At 73.8% G+C, this 21,610-nt stretch carries 17 protein-coding genes; 10 read left to right on the forward strand and 7 right to left on the reverse strand.

What is annotated here, in order from left to right:
- The first annotated feature begins 174 nt into the window (after positions 1 to 174).
- A complete protein-coding gene (locus CFP66_RS43935) occupies positions 175 to 1,446 on the forward strand; it encodes an MFS transporter (RefSeq protein ID WP_094931350.1) in 1,272 nt (423 codons plus the stop codon).
- Positions 1,447 to 1,491: 45 nt separating this feature from the next.
- Here CFP66_RS43935 and CFP66_RS43940 read toward each other — a convergent pair whose 3' ends face one another.
- Genes CFP66_RS43940 through CFP66_RS43960 form a run of 5 tightly spaced genes read right to left on the reverse strand, consistent with a single transcriptional unit; the run spans position 1,492 to position 6,987 of the window.
- Positions 1,492 to 2,859, reverse strand: coding sequence for a sulfatase-like hydrolase/transferase (locus CFP66_RS43940; protein ID WP_094931327.1), 1,368 nt, complete (start codon positions 2,857 to 2,859; stop codon positions 1,492 to 1,494).
- Positions 2,860 to 2,878: 19 nt separating this feature from the next.
- Positions 2,879 to 3,763 carry a carbohydrate ABC transporter permease gene (locus tag CFP66_RS43945; RefSeq protein ID WP_094931328.1) on the reverse strand — a complete coding sequence of 295 codons (885 nt, stop codon included), beginning with the start codon at positions 3,761 to 3,763 and terminating at the stop codon, positions 2,879 to 2,881.
- Entirely contained in the window at positions 3,750 to 4,652 is a 903-nt protein-coding gene (locus CFP66_RS43950) for a carbohydrate ABC transporter permease (protein WP_094931329.1), read from the reverse strand. Before CFP66_RS43950 ends, CFP66_RS43945 begins: the two co-directional genes overlap by 14 nt.
- Positions 4,649 to 5,944: an ABC transporter substrate-binding protein gene (locus CFP66_RS43955; RefSeq protein ID WP_094931330.1), complete on the reverse strand. Its 1,296-nt coding sequence runs from the start codon at positions 5,942 to 5,944 to the stop codon at positions 4,649 to 4,651. The genes CFP66_RS43950 and CFP66_RS43955 overlap by 4 nt, the downstream gene beginning before the upstream one ends.
- Before the next feature lie 23 nt (positions 5,945 to 5,967).
- Positions 5,968 to 6,987, reverse strand: a complete 1,020-nt coding sequence (locus CFP66_RS43960) for a LacI family DNA-binding transcriptional regulator (protein ID WP_094931331.1) — start codon at positions 6,985 to 6,987, stop codon at positions 5,968 to 5,970.
- A 143-nt stretch (positions 6,988 to 7,130) separates the two neighbouring features.
- Here CFP66_RS43960 and CFP66_RS43965 point away from each other — a divergent pair, with 143 nt between their 5' ends.
- The 9 genes from CFP66_RS43965 (at position 7,131) to CFP66_RS49715 (ending at position 16,657) form a co-directional block, all read left to right on the forward strand.
- The gene (locus CFP66_RS43965; protein WP_094931332.1) at positions 7,131 to 7,847 is read left to right on the forward strand and encodes a TIGR02206 family membrane protein; all 717 of its coding nucleotides are present in this window, start codon (positions 7,131 to 7,133) and stop codon (positions 7,845 to 7,847) included.
- 120 nt (positions 7,848 to 7,967) lie between these two features.
- Entirely contained in the window at positions 7,968 to 9,515 is a 1,548-nt protein-coding gene (locus CFP66_RS43970) for an ABC transporter substrate-binding protein (RefSeq protein WP_198962098.1), read from the forward strand.
- Positions 9,512 to 10,480, forward strand: a complete 969-nt coding sequence (locus CFP66_RS43975) for an ABC transporter permease (protein ID WP_094931334.1) — start codon at positions 9,512 to 9,514, stop codon at positions 10,478 to 10,480. Before CFP66_RS43970 ends, CFP66_RS43975 begins: the two co-directional genes overlap by 4 nt.
- Positions 10,477 to 11,358, forward strand: a complete 882-nt coding sequence (locus tag CFP66_RS43980; protein ID WP_094931335.1) for an ABC transporter permease — start codon at positions 10,477 to 10,479, stop codon at positions 11,356 to 11,358. Before CFP66_RS43975 ends, CFP66_RS43980 begins: the two co-directional genes overlap by 4 nt.
- Positions 11,355 to 12,275: an N-acetylmuramic acid 6-phosphate etherase gene (murQ, locus tag CFP66_RS43985; RefSeq protein ID WP_094931336.1), complete on the forward strand. Its 921-nt coding sequence runs from the start codon at positions 11,355 to 11,357 to the stop codon at positions 12,273 to 12,275. Before CFP66_RS43980 ends, murQ begins: the two co-directional genes overlap by 4 nt.
- Positions 12,272 to 13,453 (forward strand): anhydro-N-acetylmuramic acid kinase, encoded by a 1,182-nt coding sequence (locus CFP66_RS43990; protein WP_094931337.1) that lies wholly within the window; start codon positions 12,272 to 12,274, stop codon positions 13,451 to 13,453. The genes murQ and CFP66_RS43990 overlap by 4 nt, the downstream gene beginning before the upstream one ends.
- Positions 13,450 to 14,460 carry an ABC transporter ATP-binding protein gene (locus CFP66_RS43995; protein ID WP_094931338.1) on the forward strand — a complete coding sequence of 337 codons (1,011 nt, stop codon included), beginning with the start codon at positions 13,450 to 13,452 and terminating at the stop codon, positions 14,458 to 14,460. Before CFP66_RS43990 ends, CFP66_RS43995 begins: the two co-directional genes overlap by 4 nt.
- Positions 14,460 to 15,431: an ABC transporter ATP-binding protein gene (locus tag CFP66_RS44000; RefSeq protein ID WP_094931351.1), complete on the forward strand. Its 972-nt coding sequence runs from the start codon at positions 14,460 to 14,462 to the stop codon at positions 15,429 to 15,431. Before CFP66_RS43995 ends, CFP66_RS44000 begins: the two co-directional genes overlap by 1 nt.
- Positions 15,428 to 16,657, forward strand: coding sequence for a serine hydrolase (locus CFP66_RS49715; RefSeq protein ID WP_158228452.1), 1,230 nt, complete (start codon positions 15,428 to 15,430; stop codon positions 16,655 to 16,657). The genes CFP66_RS44000 and CFP66_RS49715 overlap by 4 nt, the downstream gene beginning before the upstream one ends.
- Positions 16,658 to 16,868: 211 nt before the next feature.
- Here the strand turns inward: CFP66_RS49715 and CFP66_RS44015 are convergent, their stop codons facing one another.
- On the reverse strand, positions 16,869 to 17,399 hold the full coding sequence (locus CFP66_RS44015; protein WP_094931340.1) for a hypothetical protein: 531 nt from the start codon (positions 17,397 to 17,399) through the stop codon (positions 16,869 to 16,871).
- Positions 17,400 to 17,518: 119 nt separating this feature from the next.
- The gene (locus tag CFP66_RS44020; protein WP_094931341.1) at positions 17,519 to 21,601 is read right to left on the reverse strand and encodes a serine protease; all 4,083 of its coding nucleotides are present in this window, start codon (positions 21,599 to 21,601) and stop codon (positions 17,519 to 17,521) included.
- Positions 21,602 to 21,610 lie beyond the last annotated feature (9 nt).

A 21,610-nucleotide genomic window follows, 5' to 3' on the forward strand; every position in this document is an offset into this window, starting at 1 on the left:
CGCTGGTGTTCCGTTCACCCACCGCTCCGGATCGGATCTACCGGATCCGGTGATCGGTAGCCACACTGACGCCTACTCAACGGCGAGGGGGTAGGCGTGGATCACTCGGCGAGACGGCCCGCGGAGGCGCAGAGCAGCATCCGCACGTTCGTGGGGGTGGGCGCGGGCAACGCCATGGAGTGGTTCGACTGGGGCATCTACGCCACCTTCGCCACGTTCTTCGCCTCGCAGTTCTTCGCCTCCGGGGACAGCGGTGCCGACCTGCTGCGCACGCTCGCGATCTTCGCGGTCGGGTTCGTCGCGCGGCCCTTCGGCGGGGCGCTGTTCGGGTGGCTGGCCGATCGGAAGGGGCGGCAGCTGTCGATGGCGCTGACCGTCGCGCTCGCCGGCGGCGGCAGCCTCGTCATCGGCCTCACCCCGACCTACTCCAGCATCGGCATCGCGGCGCCGCTGATCCTCCTGCTGGCCCGCCTCGCGCAGGGCCTCGCGCACGGCGGGGAACTGCCGGCCGCGCAGACCTACATCGCGGAGATGGCCCCGCCCGAACGTCGCGGCCAGTGGTCGAGCCTGATCTACGTGTCCGGCTCGGTGGGCGTGCTCGGGGGGACGCTGCTCGGCGCCGTCCTGTCCGGCCTGCTGACCCCGGAGCAGATGACCGCGTTCGGCTGGCGGATCCCGTTCGTCCTCGGCGGCGTGTTCGGCCTGTACGCGCTGGTGATGCGCCTGCGCCTGCGCGAGAGCGACACGTTCCTCGACGCCGCCGACCACGGTGCCGACCACACCGCCGCGCCGGACGCCGACCGGTTGCCGACCTCGTTCTGGCGCGCACTCGTGGCGAACCCGGTGGCCATGCTGCGGGTCATCGGCCTGACCGTGGGCCTGACGATCTCCTACTACGTGTGGGCGATCAGCGCGCCGGCCTACGCGATCAGCGCGCGCGGTATCGACCCGCAGTCCGCGCTGTGGGCCGGCAGCGGCGCCACGGTGGTGTTCATCGCCGTGTTGCCGTTGTGGGGCAGGTTGTCCGACCGCATCGGCAGGCGCCCGACCCTCATCGGCGCCGGCGTGCTGCTCGCGGTCCTGCTGTTCCCCCTGGACGCGCTGGCCGGCACCAGCGCGTGGACGCTGTTCCTCGCCATGTCGATCGCGCTCGTCCTCATCGCGGCGGGCGCGGCGATCGTCCCCGCGCTGTACGCCGAGATGTTCCCCACCGGGATCCGCGCAGCCGGGATGGGCGTGCCCTACTCCGTGGCCGTGGCCGCGTTCGGCGGCACCGCGCCGTACCTGCAGAGCTACTTCGCCGGTATCGGCTCGCCGGCCCTGTTCACGGGCTACGCCGTCGTGGCGCTCGCAGCCTCCACCATCACCCTGCTGACCATGCCCGAGACGAAGGGACGCGACCTGCGACAGGTGCGCAAAAGTGTCGCGCGCACCTTGGAGCCGTAATGCTGTCTGGAGCGACCAAAACAGCAGTACGGCTCCAAGATGCGGTCAGAAGCGCTCGATGACTCGGGCCGGGAGCGGCCCGCCTCGGGCCGTCGGGTCGGGGTGGCGGAGGCGGCGCGTCGCGCCCTGCCAGGGCTGGACCTGCACCTCCATGCGCTCGACCCGGCGGATCGCGTCGACCAGCGCCCGGCCGAGCTCGGCGGCGACGTCGCGGTGGTTCTCGCTGTCGATCAGGTTGTCGAGCTCGTAGGGGTCGGCGTCGAGGTCGTAGAGGGCGCGCTCGGTGTAGGTGTCGGCGCAGGGCACGTCGCCGGCGTCCGGGGAGTGGACGTGGTACTTCCACCGGGACGTGCGCAGGGCGCGGCCGACCTCGGTCTCGCTCACCTGCACGAGGACGCCGTCGGCGGCGTCGGCCGGGACGTCGAAGTAGCGGTCGAGCGGCCTGCCGTCCAGGTGCTCCTCGCACGCGATGCCGGCGGCGGCCAGCAGCGTGGGCACCACGTCGACCGTGCTCACCGGGGCCTGCACCCGGCGCCCGCCGCGGTACCCGGGCCCGTCGACGACCAGCGGCACGCGGATCGAGCCGTCGTGGGGCGAGCGCTTGTACTCGTCGTTGCGGGTCTTGAAGTGCGAGCCGTGGTCGGAGGTGTAGAGCACCAGGGTGGAGTCGGCCAGGCGGAGGCTGGTGAGCGCGTCGCGCAGCCGGCCGAAGCCCTCGTCCACGCGCTTGATCTGGCCGTAGTAGCCGCCCGCGTGCTGGTGGGCGGTGCCGGGCAGGGCGGCGAGGTCCGGGGGCAGCCAGGCGCCGGTGAACGTGTCGCGGTAGACGTCGGGCGCGGGGTAGTTGTCCTGCTCGTTCTGGTGGTGGGGCTCGAGCAGCGACAGGAACAGCAGGAACGGCTGGTCGCGGCGGCTCGCGCGGGCGATGAACCGGATGGCGGCGTCGACGAGCGCGTCGGAGCGGTAGCCGGGCAGGAACACCGCCTCGTCGTCCTCGTCGTAGACCACCGTGTGGTAGGCGTCGGAGCTGAACTCGAGCAGGTTGGCGGCGAGCCAGCTGTCGTACCCGCCCCGGTCCTGCTTCGGCACGGGATCCTCGCTCGACAGGTGCCACTTGCCGATGTAGCCGGTCTGGTAGCCGGCGGCGCCGAACTCGCGGGCCAGGGTGGGGACGTCCGGCGGGAGGGGCCGCCCGTTGCGGTGGACGCCCGCGTTCGTGGGGTAGCGCCCGGTCTGCAGCGCCGCCCGGGCCGGGGCGCAGACGGGGTTCGTCGTGCAGGCGACCTCGAACATCGTTCCGGTGCGGCACATGGCGTCGAGGTTCGGCGTGAGGCCCAGCGGGTTGCCCGCGGCGCCCAGGGAGTCCCACCGCTGCTGGTCGGTGAGGAAGACGACGACGTTGGGACGGGTCAACGGAGAACTCCTGAGCTGGTCATTTGAGGCCGGACAGCGAGATGCCCTCGACGAGGAACTTCTGGGTGACGACGAAGAACAGCGCGGTGGGGACGAACAGGATCAGCGCACCGGCCGCGGTGAGGTTCCACTGCGTGAAGTACTCCTGGTTGAACAGCGTGAGCCCGATCGGCATCGTCCGCATCTCGGTGGTGCTGGTGGCGATCAGCGGCCAGAGGAACTCGTTCCACTGGAAGACGAAGGTGAGCAGCGCCAGCACCGACAGGGCGGGCTTGCACTGCGGCAGGATGATCTGCAGGTAGATGCGCAGCTCGGAGGCCCCGTCCACGCGCGCGGCCTCGATCAGCTCGTCGGGCAGCGGCTGGATGAACTGGCGCATGAGGAAGATGCCGTAGGCGTCCATCAGGAACGGCACGATCAGGCCCTGGTAGGTGTCGATCCAGCCGAGGTTGGAGAAGATGGCGTAGATCGGCAGCATCCGCACGAAGAACGGCACCATCAGCGTCGAGAGCACCGCGACGAACGCGATCCGCTTGCCGGGGAAGTCGAACTTGGCGAAGACGTAGCCGACGAGCGGGTCGAAGACCAGGTGCGCGATCGTGATGGCCCCGGCCATGATCAGGCTGTTGAGGAAGAACCGGCCGAACGGCGCCGCCTCGAACAGCCGCACGAAGTTGTCCCACTGCGGCTCCGCGGGCCAGAGCACCGGCTCGCCCGCGAACACCTCGGCGTCGGACTGCAGGGACAGGGCGAGCATGTACAGCAGCGGCAGCACCGTGACCAGGCCGAGCAGCACCAGCAGCACGTAGGAGGCGGCCCGGTCGCCGGGGAACAGGCGGTCGCGGTGCACGGTGCGAGCCACGGGGGCCGCGGTGGGGGCGGGGGCGGTGTCAAGCAGCGTCATGGGTCCGGTCCCCGATCTTCAGTTGCACGACGGACAGGACGAGGACGACGACGAGCAGCAGCAGCGACAGCGCCGCGGCGTAGCCGAACTGGTTGGTCTCGAACGCCGTCGTGAACAGCCGGTGCGCGTACAGCGAGGTGGCGTTGCCCGGGCCGCCGCCGGTGACGATGTAGGGCAGCGCGAACTGCTGCAGCGCGCTGATCACGCCGATGATGCAGACGAACAGCGTGGTGGGGGTCAGCAGCGGCAGCGTGATCGAGAAGAACCGCCGCCACGGCCCGGCCCCGTCGATGCGGGCGGCCTCGTAGTACACCGCCGGGATGCCCTGCAGGCCGGCGAGGAACAGCACCATGGTGTAGCCCGCCGACGACCAGACGGTGATGCCGATGATCGTCGCGAGCGGCGCGGTGTTCAGCCAGGTCTGCCCCGGCAGCCCGAGCGCGTCCAGCAGCCGGTTCAGGATGCCGATCTGCGGGTCGAGGATGTTGCGCCACAGCAGCCCGATGATCGACACCGACGTCAGGTACGGGACGAGCAGCACCGAGCGGAACAACGTGCGTCCCGGCAGCGACTGGTTGAGGATCACCGCGAGGCCCAGCCCGATCGCGATGCCGACCACGAGCGTGCCCGCGGCGTAGACCAGCGTGATCCAGAACGAGTGCTGAACCTCCGGGTCCTGCAGCGCCCGGACGATGTTGCCGGCACCGACGTACTCGGTGCCGCTGACGCCGCCGTAGGCGCTGGCCAGCAGCTGGTTGCCGATGGGGAGGAAGAACAGCAGGGCGAAGAACACGACGGCCGGGGACAGGAAGAGCCACGCCGTCCTCGCCTGCGCGCGGCGACGCCGGGGGTTCCTCGGCCGCAGCGCCGAGGGGGCCGCAACGGTCATCCGAGCGTCCCCTCCGCCGCGGTGCGGAACTCGGCCAGCGCCTCACCGACGGGCCGCTGCTGGATGACGATCTCCTGGTAGGCCTTCTTGTACAGCTCGTCGATCTGGGCCTTGCGACCGCTGGCCGCCAGCTGCGGGTCCTGCTCCGTCACCATGCCCAGCGCGGTGGCGATCACTCCCAGATCGGGGTCACCGGCCACCGCGGGGTCCTGGGCCCAGCTCTTGCGGGGCATCGACATGCCGACCTCCGCGGTGACGGCCAGCTCGGTCTCCAGGGCGGTGAGCCTGCGGACCAGCTCCCACGAGAGCTGCGGGTCCTTGGCCTTCGACGGGATCATCAGCCCGGAGCCGGCGAGCGACGTGGCCTGCACGGCCCCCGTGAGCGGCGGCGCGAGGCCCAGCTCGATGTCGGGGCTGCCGGTGCGGACCGGCCCGATGTCCCACGGCCCGGACAGGAACGTGGCCGCGCGCCCGGCGGAGAACAGCTTCTGCGGCCCGGAGTAGTCCGTACTGGCCACGGGAGGGGGTGAGACCCGGTGGGTGTGGATGAGGTCCTGCATGTACTGCAGCGCCAGGTCGGCCTGCTCCTGCGGCACCATGAACCGCCCGTTGGCGACGTCGCTGTAGGCGACCTGCTGCTGGTAGTAGAACGGCGCGCTGTAGGTGTGGTCGGAGTTGAGCGCGGTGCCGGACACGTCGCCCGTGGTCGTGGCCCGCGTGACCTCGAGGAACTCCTCCCAGGTGGTCGGCGGTGCGGCGAACCCGGCCGTCGACAGGAGCTGCTTGTTGTAGAACAGCAGCCCGTTCGCGGTCAGTTGCAGCGGGATCGAGTAGGTCCTGCCCTCGTACTGCCGGGAGGTGACCGAGGCCTCGATGAAGTCGTCGGGGAACCGCATGTCCGGGTCGCCGGCCGCGAGCTCGTCGAGGGCCATGACGTCACCGGGCAGGCCGTACTGCGTGCCGGTGCCCGCGCTGACCTCCTCCACCAGGTCCGGCACGTTGCCCGACTGGAAGTCGGCCACCAGCTTCGTGGTCAGGTCCGGCCACTGGAACTTCTGCCAGTTGACCTCGAGATCGTGGTCCTGGCCGAACTGGTCGAACACCGCCTGGTAGGCGTCGTAGGAGTGGCCGGCGTTCCAGTAGACGGTGAACGTCCCGGCGCCGCCGCCGTTCGTCGCGTCCGGCTGGATGGGCGCGCAGCCGGTGGTGGCGCCGACGGCGCCCAGCACCGTGGCTCCCATGCCGTACCGCAGCAGGGATCGGCGGGTGAACTGGCGCGATGCGGACATCATCGTCCCTTCCTTGGTGCTCGGGGTCAGGCGGACGCGCGGCGGTCGAGGACCCAGGGCAGGTCGAGCACGCGCGGTGGCCGGTCGGGCTCGTCGATGCGGGCGAAGAGGACCTCGACGATCTCGGTGAAGTCGAACTGCGCCATCCCGACGCTCGTGAGCGCCGGGAACGAGACCACGGCCTCCTGGGTGTTGCCGACGCCGATCACGGCGAAGTCGTCCGGCACGGCGAGCCCCCGCTCGCGCGCCACCTGCAGCGCGGCGATCGCACCCCGGTCGGACTCGCTGATCAGCGCGGTGGGCGGGTCCGCGGCGTCCAGCAGTTCGCGGGCCCCGACCAGCGCCTCTTCCCGCGAGGCGGCGCCGGGCCGGGCCAGCGCGGGGTCGATCGGCACGCCGGCGCGCTCCAACGCGTCCTGGTAGCCCAGGTAGCGGTCCCGGGTGCCGGCATCGGCGGGCCGGCCGGTGTGCGCGAGGTAGCCGATCCGCCGGTGCCCGATCTTCAGCAGGTGCTCGACCGCTTCCCCCATCGCGGCCCGCACCTGGTTGCGCACGAGGTCGGCCGGCCCGGGCTCCAGGTAGTCGCTGAACGCGACGATCGCCCGGGTGCTGCGCGCGAACCGGTCCAGGTCCAGACCGTCGGCCAGACCGGGAGCGAAGATCACGCCGTCGACGTAGCCCTGGGTGATCACGCGCAGGGAGTGCTCCGCGCGCTCGGCGTGGCGGATCGGCAGCCCGATGACGGAGTAGCCGTGCGCGACGGCCACGTCCTCGCACTGCATCGTCAGCCGGTCCAGCCACGGCCCGACCGGCGGCGCGTAGACCAGCGCGATCAGCTCCGTGCGCTGCCGGCGCAGCACCCGGGCGGCGGTGTTGCCGGCGTAGCCGAGGCGGCGCGCGGCCTCCCGGACCTTGTCCTGGGTGTCCTGCGGCAGCTGCCGTACCCGGTCCGAGCGGCCGCTGAGCACGTACGAGCACGTCGCTACGGAGACACCCGCGGCCGCGGCCACCTCGCGCAGCGTCGGACGCGCCTTCCCGCCTGCCATGGTGAAAGCATTCACCAAGCGGTCGGCCGCCGTCAAGCCGCCCGTAGACACGCTCCCCCTGCGACGAACGGCACTTTCGTTGCTACCTAGCCGACGAAAGTGCCGTTCGTCCGGGAGGGACGATGCACAATTAGCCTGGCCCGGTGGAGCCGCAGCGCTCGTTCGCCGCCTACGGCGCGCCCCACTGGCTGGTGCTGGCGCTGTTGGCCGTGGGCGTGGTGGTCCTCGCCCGGCTCGGGCGCCGGTACCGCGGCACGCCCGTGGTCGCGCCGCTCGGCCGCGCGTTCGCCGTGGTCGTGGTCGCCTTCCACGTCCCGATCCTGATCTACGACCTGACCCCGGCGCGGTTCGACATCGAGCACTCGCTGCCGTTCCACGTCTCCGACCTGTCGTGGATGGCGGCCGCGGTCGCGTTGTGGTCGCGGGAGCCGCGGGCGTACGCGCTGACCTACTACTGGGGGCTCACCCTGGTCCCGCAGGCGGTGCTCACCCCGGCCCTGGACGCGCCCGCGGCGCCGAGCATCGACTTCTTCAGCTTCTGGGGCCAGCACCTGCTGGTGGTGTGGGCGGCGGTGTTCCTGACCTGGTGGGCCGGGATGCGCCCGGACTGGCGCGGCTTCGGCTTCGCCGCCGCGGTCACCGTCGCGTGGGGCGTCGCGATGCTGGGGTTCAACGCGCTCGCCGGCACCAACTACGTGTTCGTCAGCGGCAGGCCGGACAACCCATCACTCCTGGACCTCATGGGGGACTGGCCCTGGTACCTCGCCGTCGAGCTCGTCGTCGGGCTGTCGGCGTGGGCCGCCCTGACGTGGCCGTGGACCCGCTCGCGCCGGGACCCGAACCCGTCACCGTCGCTGTGAAAGTTTGTTACGAATAGGCGCCAGAGCCAGAAACTCTTGACCTTGCGGTGCCGCTGTGGTCCTGTTGCCGCCGACAGCAGCGGGGATGCGGGTGCGGAGGGTGCGACGATGCTTCGGAACGTGACGACGAGCCGGCGAGGGGTACGGCTCGGCGCGTTCGCGGTGGCGGGGGCGGTGCTGCTCAGCGCCTGCTCCGGAGGCGGGGGCGCCCCGGCCGGCGGCGGCGCCGCGGGGCCGGGCGGGCTCGTCGTCGGCGCCACCTCCGACCCCGACACGCTCTTCCCCTGGAAGGCCACGCAGTTCCAGGCCGTCAACGTCCTGGAGCAGCTCTACGGCACGCTCACCGAGCTGGACGAGAACCTCGAGGTCGTGCCGGGGCTCGCCGAGTCGTGGCAGGTGTCCGAGGACGGGACCGCCGTCACGCTGGCGCTGCGCCAGGGCGTCACGTTCGCCGACGGGAGCGCCTTCGACTCCGCGGACGTGAAGTCCTCGCTCGACCGGATCCGCGAGGAGGCGACGGGCGCGGTCGCCGCCGCAGGCCTCGCCTCGGTCACCGCCGTGGAGGCGCCCGACCCGGCCACCGTCGTGCTCACCCTCTCCGGCCCGGACGCCGGAATCCTGGCCGCCCTGGCCTCGGTGAACCTCGCCATGCTCTCCAGCGAGGACTCCGAGCAGACCCTCGCCGACACCCCGAACGGCACGGGCGCGTTCACCTTCGCCGAGCGCTCGCCGAACGAGTCGATCCGGCTCACCGCGAACCCGTCGTTCTGGGGCGGGGCGCCCGCGCTGCCCTCGCTGGAGTTCCGGGTGATCCCGGACGAGACCTCGATCGTCTCGGCGCTGCAGTCGGGGAACGTGCAGTTCGCGGTGTTCGACGACCCGCTGGTGGCGCAGAGCGCCGAGGCAACCGGCGTGCAGGTGGCGAAGACGCCGCAGCTCTCCTACCACGCGCTGCAGTTCAACGCCCGCAAGGCGCCCTTCGACGACGTCAACGTGCGGCTGGCGGTCCAGTGCGCCGTCGACCGCCAGCAGGTGCTCGACACCGCGGCGCTCGGCGAGGGCGAGGTGACCGGCCCGATCACCTCCCCGGCCTACCGCTCCGACCCGGCGGCGCGCCCGTGCCCGCAGCGCGACGTCGGGAAGGCGAAGCAGTACCTCGCGCAGTCCGGCCACGCGGGCGGCCTGACCGTCTCGACGATCGTCTCGCAGGGCGAGTACGCCACGTCGGTCAACGAGGCCACCAACATCCAAGCGCAGCTGGCCGAGGCCGGCATCACGATGAACCTCGAGGTGCTGGAGTCCGGCGCCTTCGTCGACCGCTGGGTGGCGGCGGACTTCCAGAGCGCCGTGGCGCTCAACGGCGGCCGGCCGGACCCGGACGGCATGTACGGGCGCTACTTCACGAGCACCGGCAACCTCAACGACGTCGCCGGCTACAGCTCCCCCACGCTCGACGCGCTGTTCGCCCAGGGCAAGGCGACGTCCGACCCCGCGGCGCGCAAGGCCGTCTACGAGCAGGTGTCGGCGGAGCTGGAGAACAACGCCGCCTGGGTCTGGCTGTTCACCAGCTTCACCTACACCGCCACCACGCCCGAGGTCAGCGGCTTCACCCCGATGGCCAACGGCTCGCTGAAGTTCCTGCGCGAGACCACCGTCAGCGGGTCATGACCGCGGTCCTACGGCACCCGCTCGCCCGCCGGATCCTCGAGGCCGCGCTCACCCTGCTCGGCGTGGCCGTCCTGGTCTTCGTGATGCTCCGGGCGATCCCCGGCGACCAGATCACGGCGAGCCTCGGCACCGAGGCCGCGGCGCTCACCCCGGCGCAACGCGCCGCACTCGAGGCGTACTACGGGCTCGACCAGCCCCTGGTGGTGCAGTTCTTCACGTGGATCGGCGCGGTGCTCACGGGCAACCTGGGCGCGTCGCAGCGCAGCGGGCAGTCGGTGCTGGAGATGACGGCGGCGGCCCTGCCGATCACGCTCGAGCTGGCTCTGCTGTCGCTGGTCGTCGGGCTGGTCCTCGGGGTCGCCGCGGCCATGCTGTCGGCGTCGCGCCCGAACTCCGCGCGCGACGCCGTCGGCCAGACGTTCGGGCTGGCCGGGCTGTCGATCCCGGCATTCCTGCTGGGCTCGGCGCTGCTCGCGGCCTCGGCGCGGTTCCTGGGCTACAACCCCAACGCCGAGCAGTTCGCGCCCCTCACGAGCGACCCGACGCTCAACCTCCAGCAGATGCTGATGCCCGCGCTGGTGCTCGGGTTCGGGCTCGCCGCACCGATCATGCGGACGGCCCGCTCCGCGCTGCTCGAGGTGCGGGGGCAGGACTTCGTGCGCACCGCGCGCGGCAAGGGCGTCGGCCCGCGGGCGATCCAGTTCCGGCACGTGCTGCGCGGCGCGCTCGTGCCGATCGTGACGATGACCGGCCTGCAGTTCGGCTACCTGCTCGGCGGGGCCGTGGTCGTCGAGCAGATCTTCTCCGTGCCGGGCATCGGGCGTCAGGTGCTCCTCGGCATCCAACAGAAGGAGCACGCCGTCGTGCAGAGCACGGTGCTGGTCATCGCGTTGACGTTCGTGCTGGTCAACCTGGCCACGGACCTGCTGTACCGGCTGATCGACCCGCGGGTGCGTGCCTCGTGACCGACGTCGCCACCCCCGTTCCGGTCGCGGCCGCGGCCAGGCGCGGCCTGCTGCCGCGGACCCTCGCGAGCCGCAGCGGACTCGTCGGGGCCGTCCTCGTGACGCTCGTCGTGCTCGCCGCACTGGCCGCCGCCACCGGTGCGCTGCCGTTCGACGCCATCTCCCAGAACCCCGCCGACCGGTTGCAGGGCCCGTCGGGCACGCACTGGTTCGGCACCGACCAGTTCGGCCGCGACGTGTTCGCCCGCTCGGCGTCGGGCGCGGCGAACTCGCTGCTCATCGCCGTGGTCGCGGTGGCGATCGCGACGGTCGTCGGCACCGTCGCCGGGGTGCTCGCCGGCTTCTTCGGCGGGTGGTCGGGCCGCTCGATCCTCGGGGTGACGAACGTGCTGTTCGCGTTCCCCCCGCTGCTGCTGGCCCTGGCTCTGGCCTCGGCGTTCGAACGCACCTGGCTGACCGTGGCGATCGCCATCGCGATCGTCTACACGCCGATCTTCGTACGGGTGACGCGCGGGCCGGTGCTGTCGCTGCGCGAGGCCGACTTCGTGCAGGCCGCCACCGTGCTCGGCTTCTCCCCGCTGCGCACGCTCGCCCGCCACGTGCTGCCGAACATCGCGCCGATCGTGATCGTGCAGATCACGCTGTCGCTGTCCTGGGCGGTGCTCACCGAGGCGTCGCTCAGCTTCCTCGGCCTGGGCACCCCTCCCCCGGCCCCGTCGCTGGGCTCGATGGTCCTGGAGGCCCGGGTGCTGGTGAACGTGGCGTGGTGGACCATGGCCGCCCCCGGCGCCGTGATCGTCGCGCTTGTCGTGGGGCTCAACCTCCTCGGCGACGGCGTGCGCGACGCGCTCGACCCGAAGAACGGAGACCGTAGGTGACCGAGCTCGCGAACGGGGAGGGCCTCGGTGGGCTCGTCACCGAACGCGCCGATCCGCGATACGCCACCATCGACACGGCGAGCGTCGCCGAGCTCGCCGCGCTGATGAACGAGGCCGACGCCGAGGTGCCCGCGGCCGTGCGCGCCGCGCTGCCGCAGATCGTGCCGGCGATCGACGCCGTGGCCGAGCGGGTGCGCGCGGGCGGGCGGCTGCTCTACGTCGGCGCGGGCACCCCCGGCCGGATCGGCGTGCTCGACGCCTCGGAGTGCCCGCCGACGTTCGGGACGCCCCCCGAGCTGGTGCGCGGGGTCATCGCGGGCGGGCGGGACGCGGTGTTCGCCGCCCAGGAGGGCGTGGAGGACGACGAGGACGCCGGCCGCGCGGCGATCACTGGCGAGGACATCGGCCCGCTCGACTCCGTGGTGGGTCTGGCGGCCAGCGGGCGCACCCCGTTCGTCGTGGCGGCGGTCGCCGAGGCGCGCGGTCGCGGTGCCCTGACCATCGGGCTGTCGTGCAACACCGGTACCCCGCTCAGCGCTGCGGCCGAGCACGCGATCGAGGTGCCGGTGGGCGGCGAGGTCGTGGCCGGATCCACCCGGCTCAAGGCGGGCACCGCGCAGAAGCTCGTGCTCAACATGTTCTCGACGATCGTGATGGTGCGGCTCGGCAAGACCTACGGGAACCTCATGGTCGACCTGCACGCCTCCAACGCGAAGCTGCGGGAGCGGGCGATCCGCACGGTCATGACGATCACGGGCGCGTCCCGGGACCGCGCCGCAGCGGCCTTGGAGGCCTCGCACATGCAGGTAAAGCTCGCGATCCTGCACCTGCACAGCGGGCTCGACGAGGAGCAGGCCACCGCGAGGCTCGCCGCCGTCGACGGGCGCCTGCGGGCGGCGATGGAGGGAGAGCGGTGAAGGTCCTCGGCATGATCTCCGGGACGTCGCACGACGGGATCGACGCCGCCGTCGTCGACTTCCGGCGCAGCGGCGACGCGCTGCACGGGCAGGTCACGGCCACCTCGAGCACGCCGTACGACCCGGCGCTGCGCGCGCGCATCCTCGCCGCACTGCCCCCGGCCGACACGTCGCTCGCCGAGGTGTGCGAGCTGGACACGCTCATCGGGCAGGCGTTCGCCGACGCCGCCGAGAAGATCCTCGCCACAACGCCCGTCGACGCGGTCTGCTCCCACGGGCAGACCGTCTTCCACTGGGTGCACGGCGGACGTGCCCTCGGCACCCTGCAGCTGGGCCAACCCGCATGGATCGCCGAGCGGCTCGGCGTGCCCGTCGTCGCCGACGTCCGGATCCGCGACATCGCCGTCGGCGGCCAGGGCGCGCCGCTGGTGTCCTACCTCGACACCCTGCTGCTCGGCGCGCTGCCGGGGCAGCCCGCCGCGCTGAACCTCGGCGGGATCGCCAACATGACCGTTCCCGGTGCACCGGGCGGGCCCCTGGCCTGGGACATCGGTCCCGCGAACGCGCTGGTCGACGCCGCCGTGCTGCGCACCGGCACCCACCCCGCCGGCTACGACGCCGACGGCGCGCTCGCCGCCCGCGGCCGGGTGGACGAGGACATGCTCGCCGACCTGCTCGCCGAGCCCTACTACCGGCTGCCCGCGCCGAAGAGCACCGGCAAGGAGCTGTTCCACGACGGCTACGTGGCCGCCGCGCTCGCCCGGCACGCCCGTCCCGTCGAGCCGGCCGACCTGGTCGCCACGCTCACCGCGCTCACCGCGCAGACGGTGGCCGACGCGGTGCGCGGCGCCGGCGTCGACACCCTCGTGGTCTCCGGCGGCGGGTGCGCGAACCCCACGATGATGCGCATGCTCGCCGACCGCCTCCCCGGCGTGCGGCTCGCGACCTCCGCCGAGCTCGGCGCGCCACCGCCGGACAAGGAGGCGATCGCGTTCGCGCTGATCGGCTGGCAGACGCTGCACGGGCTCCCGGCGACGCTGCCGACGGCCACCGGCGCGTCCGCACCGCGGGTGCTCGGCGCGATCACCCCGGGCGCCGGACCGCTGCGCCTGCCGGAGCCGCTGACCGGCGCGCCCGCATCGCTGCGGCTGACCGCCGCCGAAGGGGTCGCGGGGTGAAGGCCGAGCCGAGCACCGCCGCAGCGGTCCCGACGACGAGCGACGCACCCGTGCTCGAGGTCCGCGACCTCGCCGTGGCCGCGGGCCGGCGCCGTCCCGTCGAGATCGTGCACGGCATCGACCTCACGCTGAGCCGTGGCGAGACCGTCGGGGTCGTCGGGGAGAGCGGGTCGGGCAAGTCCGTCACGATGCTGGCCCTGATGCGGCTGCTCGGCGACCCGCTGCACATCAGCCGCGGACGCGTGCAGTTCCAGGGCCACGACCTCGCGAGCCTGAGCGAGCCGGAGATGCGCGCGCTGCGCGGCCGCGAGATCGCGATGGTCTACCAGGACCCGATGACCTCGCTGAGCCCCTTCATGCGGGTCGGCGACCAGGTCGTGGAGGCCCTGCGCGTGCACGGCGTCGACGCCGCCGCGGCCCGGGCGCGCATGCTGGAGCTGTTCACGCGGGTCGGGATCCCCGACCCGCAGCGCACGAGCCGCTCCTACCCCCACGAGTTCTCCGGCGGGATGCGCCAGCGCGTCGTCATCGCGATGGCGCTCGCGCTGCGGCCCACCCTCCTCATCGCCGACGAGCCCACCACCGCGCTCGACGTCACCATCCAGCAGCAGATCCTCGCGCTCGTCGCCGAGCTGCAGCGCGAGATGGGCATGACCACGATCTGGGTCACCCACGACCTGGGCGTGGTCGCGCGGCTGGTCGAGCGGGTGGTCGTGATGTACGGCGGGCACGTCGTGGAGGACGCGCCGGTGCGGCAGGTCTTCGCCGCGCCGCAGCACCCCTACACCGAGCGGCTGCTGGCGTCGCTGCCCAACCCGGCCGACGACGCCCGTCCCCCGCTCGCCCAGATCCCCGGCAGGCCGCCGCTGCCCACCGAGCACGTGGTGGGCTGCGCGTTCCGGGCGCGCTGCCCCCAGGCCCGCGACGTCTGCCGGGAGCGGCCGCGGCTGCTGGAGCGCGCGGCCGGGCGTGCCGCGTGCTGGGTGCCCCCCGAGGAGTGGACGTGATGCTCGAGGCCACCGACCTGGTCAAGCGCTTCCCCGTGCGCGACTCCGACGCCGTCGTGCACGCCCTCAACGGCGTGTCGCTGACCCTGGACGCCGGCGAGACGCTCGGCATCGTCGGCGAGTCCGGCTGCGGCAAGTCGACGCTCGCGAAGGTGCTGGTGCGCCTGGAGGACCCGACGTCGGGGCGGGTGGTGCTGGACGGCATCGACCTCACGGCCCTGCGCGGGCGGAAGCTGCGCGAGCAGCGGCGACGGATCCAGATGGTCTTCCAGGACCCGTACTCCTCGCTCGACCCGCGCCAGTCCGTGGGCGGCGCGCTCGAGGAGGTGCTCACGGTCCACCGGATCGGCGCCACCGCCCGCGACCGCACGCGCCGCGTGGTGGAGCTGCTCGACCTCGTCGGGCTGTCGGAGGCCTTCGCCCAGCGGCTGCCGCACGAGATGTCGGGCGGGCAGCGCCAGCGCGTCGGGGTCGCGCGCGCCCTGGCCGTGGAGCCGCGCGTCCTGCTGCTGGACGAGCCGGTGTCCGCCCTGGACGTCTCCGTGCGCGCCGAGGTGATGAACCTGCTCGTGCACCTGCGCACCGAGCTGCAGCTCGCCTACGTCTTCATCAGCCACGACGTGGCGATGGTCCGCCAGATCAGCGACCGCGTGGCCGTCATGTACTTCGGGCGCGTCGTCGAGGACGGCGGTTGGAAGGACGTGCTCGACGCGCCGCTGCACCCCTACACCGCCGGGCTGCGCGGCGCGGTTCCCGTGCCGGACCCGACGCTGGCCCAGCCGCTCGAGGCCACCGTCGTCGGCGAGGTGCCCAACCCCGTCGCCCCGCCGTCGGGTTGCCCGTTCCACCCACGCTGCCCCGTGGCCGAGGACGTCTGCCGCACCGACCTCCCGCTGCTGGGCGAGATCCGGCCCGCGCACCGGGCGGCCTGCCACGTGGCGGCGGCCGCGTCGCTGTCGGCCATCCCGTGATCCGGCCGGCGCACGCGGGCGACCTCGGCGAGGTCGTGCGCGGGCTCACCGGCCCGCCCGGGGCCTGCCTCGCGGTGCGTGCGCCCGGCGTCGACGCGATCGCGGTGACCGGGCACCGGCAGGTGTTCGGCGTGCCCGAGCCGCTCCCGATGACCGCGGCCACCAGCCACGACCTCGCGTCCGTGACGAAGGTGGCGGGCACGACGACGGCACTGCTGGCACTCGCCTCCTCGGGGGCGCTCGACCTGGCCGATCCCGTGCGCCGGTTCCTGCCGGGCACCGGCCCGATGAGCCTCGACGACCTGCTGCTGCACCGCGCCGGGCTCTGGGAGTGGTGGCCGACCTACTGCGATGTGGACGGCCCGGAGGAGGGCGCCGCGCTGGTGCGGGAGCTCCCGCCGCGCTACCCGCCCCGCACCGGGCGGCACTACTCCGACCTGGGTTTCATGCTGCTGGGCCAGGTCGTCGAGGCCGCCGCGGGTGCGGCGCTGCCGGCGGCGGTCCGGGAGCTGGTGCTCGAGCCGGCCGGCACGGCGCGCACCGCGTTCGCCGCGCCGGTGGGAGCCGACGTCGCGGCGGGCGGGCGCGGCGACGTGATCGAACGGGAGATGCTGGACAGCGGGACGCCCTACCCGGTGCCGCGCACGGGCGCCGACTTCGCCGGCTGGCGCGACCACGTGCTCGTCGGCGAGGTCGACGACGGCAACGCCTTCCACACCTTCGGCGGGGTCTCCGGGCACGCCGGGCTGTTCTCCGACGTCGAGGACCTGCTGCGGATCGGCGGCGCGCTGTGCCGCAGCGCGTCCGGGGACGGCCCGTGGGACGCGCCGGCGCCGGCCGCCTTCCTGGCCACCGGTCCGGACCCGGGCCAGTCGCGCGGGTTCCGGTCGTGGCCGACGACGGCCGGCGGCTGCACCACCACGGCGTTCGGCCACCCGGGCTTCACCGGCACGACCTTCGCCGTGCTGCCCGAGCACGCGGCCACGATCGTCCTCGCGACGAACCGGCTGCACGTCAGCAGGCCACCGGTGGCGAACGAGACCCTGTGGCGCCCGGCGCTCGACGCCGCGCACGCGCTGCTACACGCGAGCAGGCTGACCTCCGGTCAGACCGCAACGGCCGCGCGGACACGGCGGCGGGTCGGCAGCAGGATCGTCGGGTGCGACGTGCTCCAGGCCCCGCCCGCGCAGACGACCTCCTCGATGCGGCACCCGTCCGGCCGGTGACGGCCGCGGACCTGGCCTGCTGGTCGAGGCACACGGTGGTGAGCACTTCGTCAGCCACGCCTCGGGCACCTCGATGCGGTCGCGGTCGGCCGTCTGCCACCGCAGGAATGTGTCCGCCACCGCGTCCTCGGCGTCGCCCGCCGAGCCCAGGTGGACGCGCTGTCGCACTGCAGGCGCCCGACCGGTCCGAGGAGCCGAGGCGTTCGGCGGCTCAGAGGCCGACGGCCTGGAGGCACCCGGCGAGGAACGCCAGGATGCTGCTCAGCACCCCGCCCGCGGGCGGAGCGGCCGCGCCCGGGGCCGGGGCGGTGGCGCTCGCGCCGGTTGCGGCGGTGCCGCCGCCGGTGGCCGCGGCGCCGGAGGCCGTGCTACCGGACGCCGTGCCGCCCGAGGCCGTGCTACCGGACGCCGTGCCGCCCGAGGCCGTGCTACCGGAGGCCGCCGTCGTGGACGCCGTAGTAGACGCCGAGCCGCCACTCGTGCCGCTGGTCGCCTCACCGCCTGCGCTGCCGCCCGAGCCTGCGGCTCCTTGCTGGATGAGCCGGCACAGCACCTCGAGCGGATCGGCGGCCGCCGAGGAGCCGCTCCCGCCGGTGTCGGTGCCCGCCGGGGCGTCGCCGCACGCGGTGGCCCCCTGGCCGCCTGCCGGGGCCGCGGGCGCCGCGACGGCGGTGCCTGACCCGGCGAACAGCGCTGCCAGCACCACCGCGGACCCGACCGCAGAACCGGCGACTCGCCCCATGACCACTCCCGTCGACCCGTGTGCTGACCGCTCCACCCACCGAGCGCCCGTGATCACCGTCACGGTACCGCCGCGTGTCCGGGCCGGGCAACGCACCGGGCACGGCCGCTCCGGGGCGCTCAGCTCCCGCACGGCGGGGAGGTGTCGGTCTCGCCGGGCAGGACCGCCAGCTCGGCCTCGGTGAAGGGGCGGTCCAGCACGCGGCAGACGTGGTCAAACCAGCTGTCGCCCCGCAGCGCGAGCTCGGTCGGGGCCTGCCCAGGGACCTCGCCGGTCACCGTCGTCTCCCCCGTGGGCATGGTGCCGACCTGGTCGACCGCGGTGCCCGGGATGATCGTCCCCGCCTCGCGGCCGAGGACGAGGTCGAGGAACACGAGCCTGTTGTTGCCGTACCCCACGTCGGTGGCGACGAGGTAGCCGTCGGCGGTGAAACCCTGGGGCGTCAGCCCGGACAGGGCGATCGGCGGCCGGAGCGCTTGCAGGGTGTCGAGGTCGTAGACCTCGAGGGTCTGGCGCACCGACAGGACCGCCACCCGCCGCCCGTCCCGGTCGACGGCCACCCCGGCCTTCCCTGCCGCGAGGACGGGGATCGTGCCGAGCAGTTCACCGGCCGCGGCGTCCCACAGCTGCAGGCCGCCGGGGGCGATGTTGACCAGGACCTGGCCGGGGTGTGCCGGCCGCGCCCAGAGGTCGGCCTCCTGCCGCAGCGCCGCCCGCTCGGGCTCGCTCGCGCCGAGGGGGGTCCACGGGCCCAGCCGCGCTCCGGTGGTCCGGTCCGCTGCGGCCAGCACCGCGTCGGTCACCACCACGACGGGGCCGTCGGGCGGAGCGCCGCGGTCCACGTCGGCCGTGTCCGCGTACGCGCTCGCCGGATCACCGGGCGGCACGTCGACAGCGGGGAGCTCGCGCAGGGAGGGCAGCGCGAACCGGCGCAGGGCCCAGCCGTCGGGCTCGCGCTGCCGGAGCCACACGCCGTCGTCGACCGAGACAGAGCTCGTGCTCGGCCGGATGTCGAGGGGGAGTTCGGCGACCCGAGCACCCGATGCCCGGTCGCTCACCGAGAGCCCGACGCCCTCGGTTCCCGTGACGACGTACCGGCCGTCCGTGCCGGCGAGGTGGAAGTCGCCGCCCTGCGGCACCGGCGTCGCCTGCACCCGCAGGAGCGCCGCGGTCGCGGCGTCGTCGTCCAGGGTGGGACCACGCATCAGCAGCACCGTGGCGCCGCCGTCGGGACGCCGGACCGCCGCGACCGACGCGTCGGGGGCCAGCGCCCCGTTCGGTAGTCCGCGGGACTCGACGGGTACCGGTGGGACGACGGCCTGGAACTGCGCGCCGTCGGTCAGGTCGGTCAGGCGCAGGACGTCCTGTCCGCGACCGCGCACCTCCCCCGTGTTCTCCACCAGCCAGCGCCCGTCGAGGGTGCGGCGGGCATCGGCGCAGGTGCCCCAGAACAGCTCGACCGTGCGCGCAGCCGTCGTTCCCGCCACCGGGGCGACCTGCACCGAAGCCGATCCCCGTGGCTGTGCCGGCAGCGCGCACGTGATCCTGGCGGCACCCCCTCGCACGGGCACGGCGTCGATCGGCAGCGGCAGTTCGCGATCGCCGGCCGGGTCCTCGGCCAGGACGCGGACGGCTCTCCCGGCGATCGGGGCCTGCAGCCCTGGGGCGAACTCCTCCAGCACGGTCCGCTCGTCCGGGAGCAGCGTCATGCGCAGGAGATCGGGAGCTGCTCCGGGCAGCGCCCGCTCGGAGATCGCCCCGGTCGTGGTGTCCACGAGCACCAGCACGGGCCCTGACGGCCGCGCCACCAGGGCGCCGACGTGCGCATCGCCCCAGCGGACCGTGGAACGGACCTCACCACGGACCGGCACGGTCTGGCGCAGGGAGCGGGTCGGCACGTCCCACACGCGCAGGTCGCCCGCCGCGTCGGTGGTGGCGAGCGACCGCCCCGACACGGCGATCGGGCGTTCGATGCTGTCGTCGGGGATCGGCCATCGCTGTGGTGTCGGCCCGGACAGCCCGGTCACCACGATCCGGCCGGTCGGCACCACGACGAGCGCCGAGTCGGCGTCGACCGGAGCGACCCCGACGTTGCCGCCGAGGTCGGGGAGGACGAGGTCGGTGCCCTGCAGCGACAGGTACGCGGCGGCGAGCGCGGTGCGCGCGGCGGGGTTCGTCCGGTCCGCCCGGTACGCGGCGAGCGCGAGCTGCGCGGCCATGAGGGGATCGGACTCGGACCGGGCCACCGACTCGCGTCCGAGCACGTCGGCCCGGGCGGCGGCGAGCTGCGCGGCGAGCCGGTCCCCGCGCTGCACGGCGACGACCGCGAGCGTGCCTGCGGCCAGTGCCAGTACCGCGAGCAGCGCCGTGACGACCCGCCAGCGCCGCACCTCGCGGCGCTGGCGGACCGCGCTGCGCTTCACGAACTCGCGGGTCACCTGCGCGACCTCGGAGCCCCGGACCGGCAGCCACTCGGCCGCGACCGCCAGCGCCGACCCTCGCAGCAGGCTCCCGTCGTCGCGACCGGACCCGACCCACCGATCGCGCTGCTGGTCGGTCTGGTCGCGCCAGGCGAGGAAGGCGCGGTCCTGCTCGAGCCGGTCGCGCAACCGCGGCCAGTGGTCGATCAACGCCTGGTGGGCCAGCTCCACGACCTCGGCGCCACTCGCGTCGCGACCCAGTACGAGCAGCCGGCCCGCGGCCAGCGGCGTCACGAGCGTCCGCAGCTCCGGCGCGAGCGCCCCGGACGCGACGGGCCTGCGGACGAATCGTCCCGCCCGGTCCGGGGCGGCGAGCAGCGAGAACAGCCTTCGCAGCCGGTCCTCGAGATCGGGATCCGGATCGGGCCCGGAGCCGGCCAGCTCCGCCACCACGCGCTCCGCGTGCTGGGACACCGCACCGCTGACGCCGCCCGCCTCCGCGTACCCGCGCCAGGTGAGGCGCCCTCCGTCGCGGCGCCGCCACAGGTCCGCGAGCAGCGACTCGACGAGCGGCAGCTGACCGGGCTCGGCACCGGCGTCGTCGAGGATGCGGTCGACCAGTCCCGGCTCGAAGGTCAAGCCCGGCGCCCGCTCGGCCGGGCGCACGATCGTCTCCCGCAGGTTCGTCCGGCCCAGCGGCGTGATGTGCAGCGTGCCGGCCTCCAGCACGGTGGCGAGCGCCGGTGTGAGCAGCTCATCCAGCGCGGACCAGCGCAGCGTCAGTACGGCGCGGACCCGGCCGGAACCGGTGAGCCGGACCAGCTCCTCCAGCTGCTCGCGGGCCGAGCGCGGGTCCCGGGCGGCGAGCTCCTCGAACTGGTCGAGGACGAGCACCTGCTCGGTGCCGTCGGGCCGGAAGTCGGTGACCGACGCCCCGACGGGCAGCTCGACGACCGCCGTGCCGGCCTGCTTCAGGCGGGGCAACAGACCCGCCCGCAGCAACGAGGACTTCCCCGCCCCGGAGGGACCGGCCAGCGTGACCAGCGGTTCCCGGCCCACGGTGTCGACGAGCCGCTCGATCTCCTGGTCCCGGCCGAAGAAGTAGGCCGCGTGCTCCTCGGTGAACGGCGCCAGCCCCTGGTACGGGCACGGCAGCAGCTCGGGGTCGAGCCCGAGGACGCGGTCGATCGGCACGAGGTAGGCGGTGCTGGTCTCAACGCGGTCCGCCGCGACGGTCATGCCGACGACGGCACCGCTCCCGTCGTCCCACACCGCGGAGCCGCTGAACCCGCCGACGACGGGCTGCTCGCCCGGGTCGCCCTGCAGCTGCACCCAGCCGGTGCCCTGCGCGGCGCGCAGCCGTCCCGCCGACCACACCCCGTCCCAGGCGCCGTCGGGGAACCCGAGCGCCCGGACCGGCCTGCCCCACAGCTCGTCCGCCCGCCGCAGCGGCGGCATCCGCGCCCCGGCGGGGAGCGGCTCGCGCACCCGCAGCAACGCGACGTCACCCGTCCCGTCGGGCGCGATCGGCAGCCACCGGGTCACCACCGCCGTCACCCGCGGCGGTTCTTCCCCGTCGCCCAGCAGCGGCAGGTCGAGCGCGACGGGTCCGGCCGGAGGCTCCGGCGCGTACGGATCGGCGCCCAACGCCTCTGCCACCACGTGCGCGCAGGTGGCCACGGTGTCGGGTCCCACGACGAACCCGGCCCCGACCACCTCGCCGCGGGCCGACCAGATCCGCGCGGCGGAACCCGCGACCGCGTCCGCTTCCCCCGGGAGCACGGGGTGAGC

The organism is Pseudonocardia sp. MH-G8 (genome assembly GCF_002262885.1).
Taxonomy (GTDB): domain Bacteria; phylum Actinomycetota; class Actinomycetes; order Mycobacteriales; family Pseudonocardiaceae; genus Pseudonocardia.

Bases quoted from the DNA above. Each gene is read 5' to 3' on its own strand.
- CFP66_RS43935 (WP_094931350.1), top strand. From the start codon at position 175: ATGGAGTGGTTCGACTGGGGCATCTACGCCACCTTCGCCACGTTCTTC.
- CFP66_RS43945 (WP_094931328.1), bottom strand. From the start codon at position 3,763: ATGACGCTGCTTGACACCGCCCCCGCCCCCACCGCGGCCCCCGTGGCT.
- CFP66_RS43950 (WP_094931329.1), bottom strand. From the start codon at position 4,652: ATGACCGTTGCGGCCCCCTCGGCGCTGCGGCCGAGGAACCCCCGGCGT.
- CFP66_RS43955 (WP_094931330.1), bottom strand. From the start codon at position 5,944: ATGATGTCCGCATCGCGCCAGTTCACCCGCCGATCCCTGCTGCGGTAC.
- CFP66_RS43960 (WP_094931331.1), bottom strand. From the start codon at position 6,987: ATGGCAGGCGGGAAGGCGCGTCCGACGCTGCGCGAGGTGGCCGCGGCC.
- CFP66_RS43975 (WP_094931334.1), top strand. From the start codon at position 9,512: ATGACCGCGGTCCTACGGCACCCGCTCGCCCGCCGGATCCTCGAGGCC.
- CFP66_RS44000 (WP_094931351.1), top strand. From the start codon at position 14,460: ATGCTCGAGGCCACCGACCTGGTCAAGCGCTTCCCCGTGCGCGACTCC.
- CFP66_RS44015 (WP_094931340.1), bottom strand. From the start codon at position 17,399: ATGGGGCGAGTCGCCGGTTCTGCGGTCGGGTCCGCGGTGGTGCTGGCA.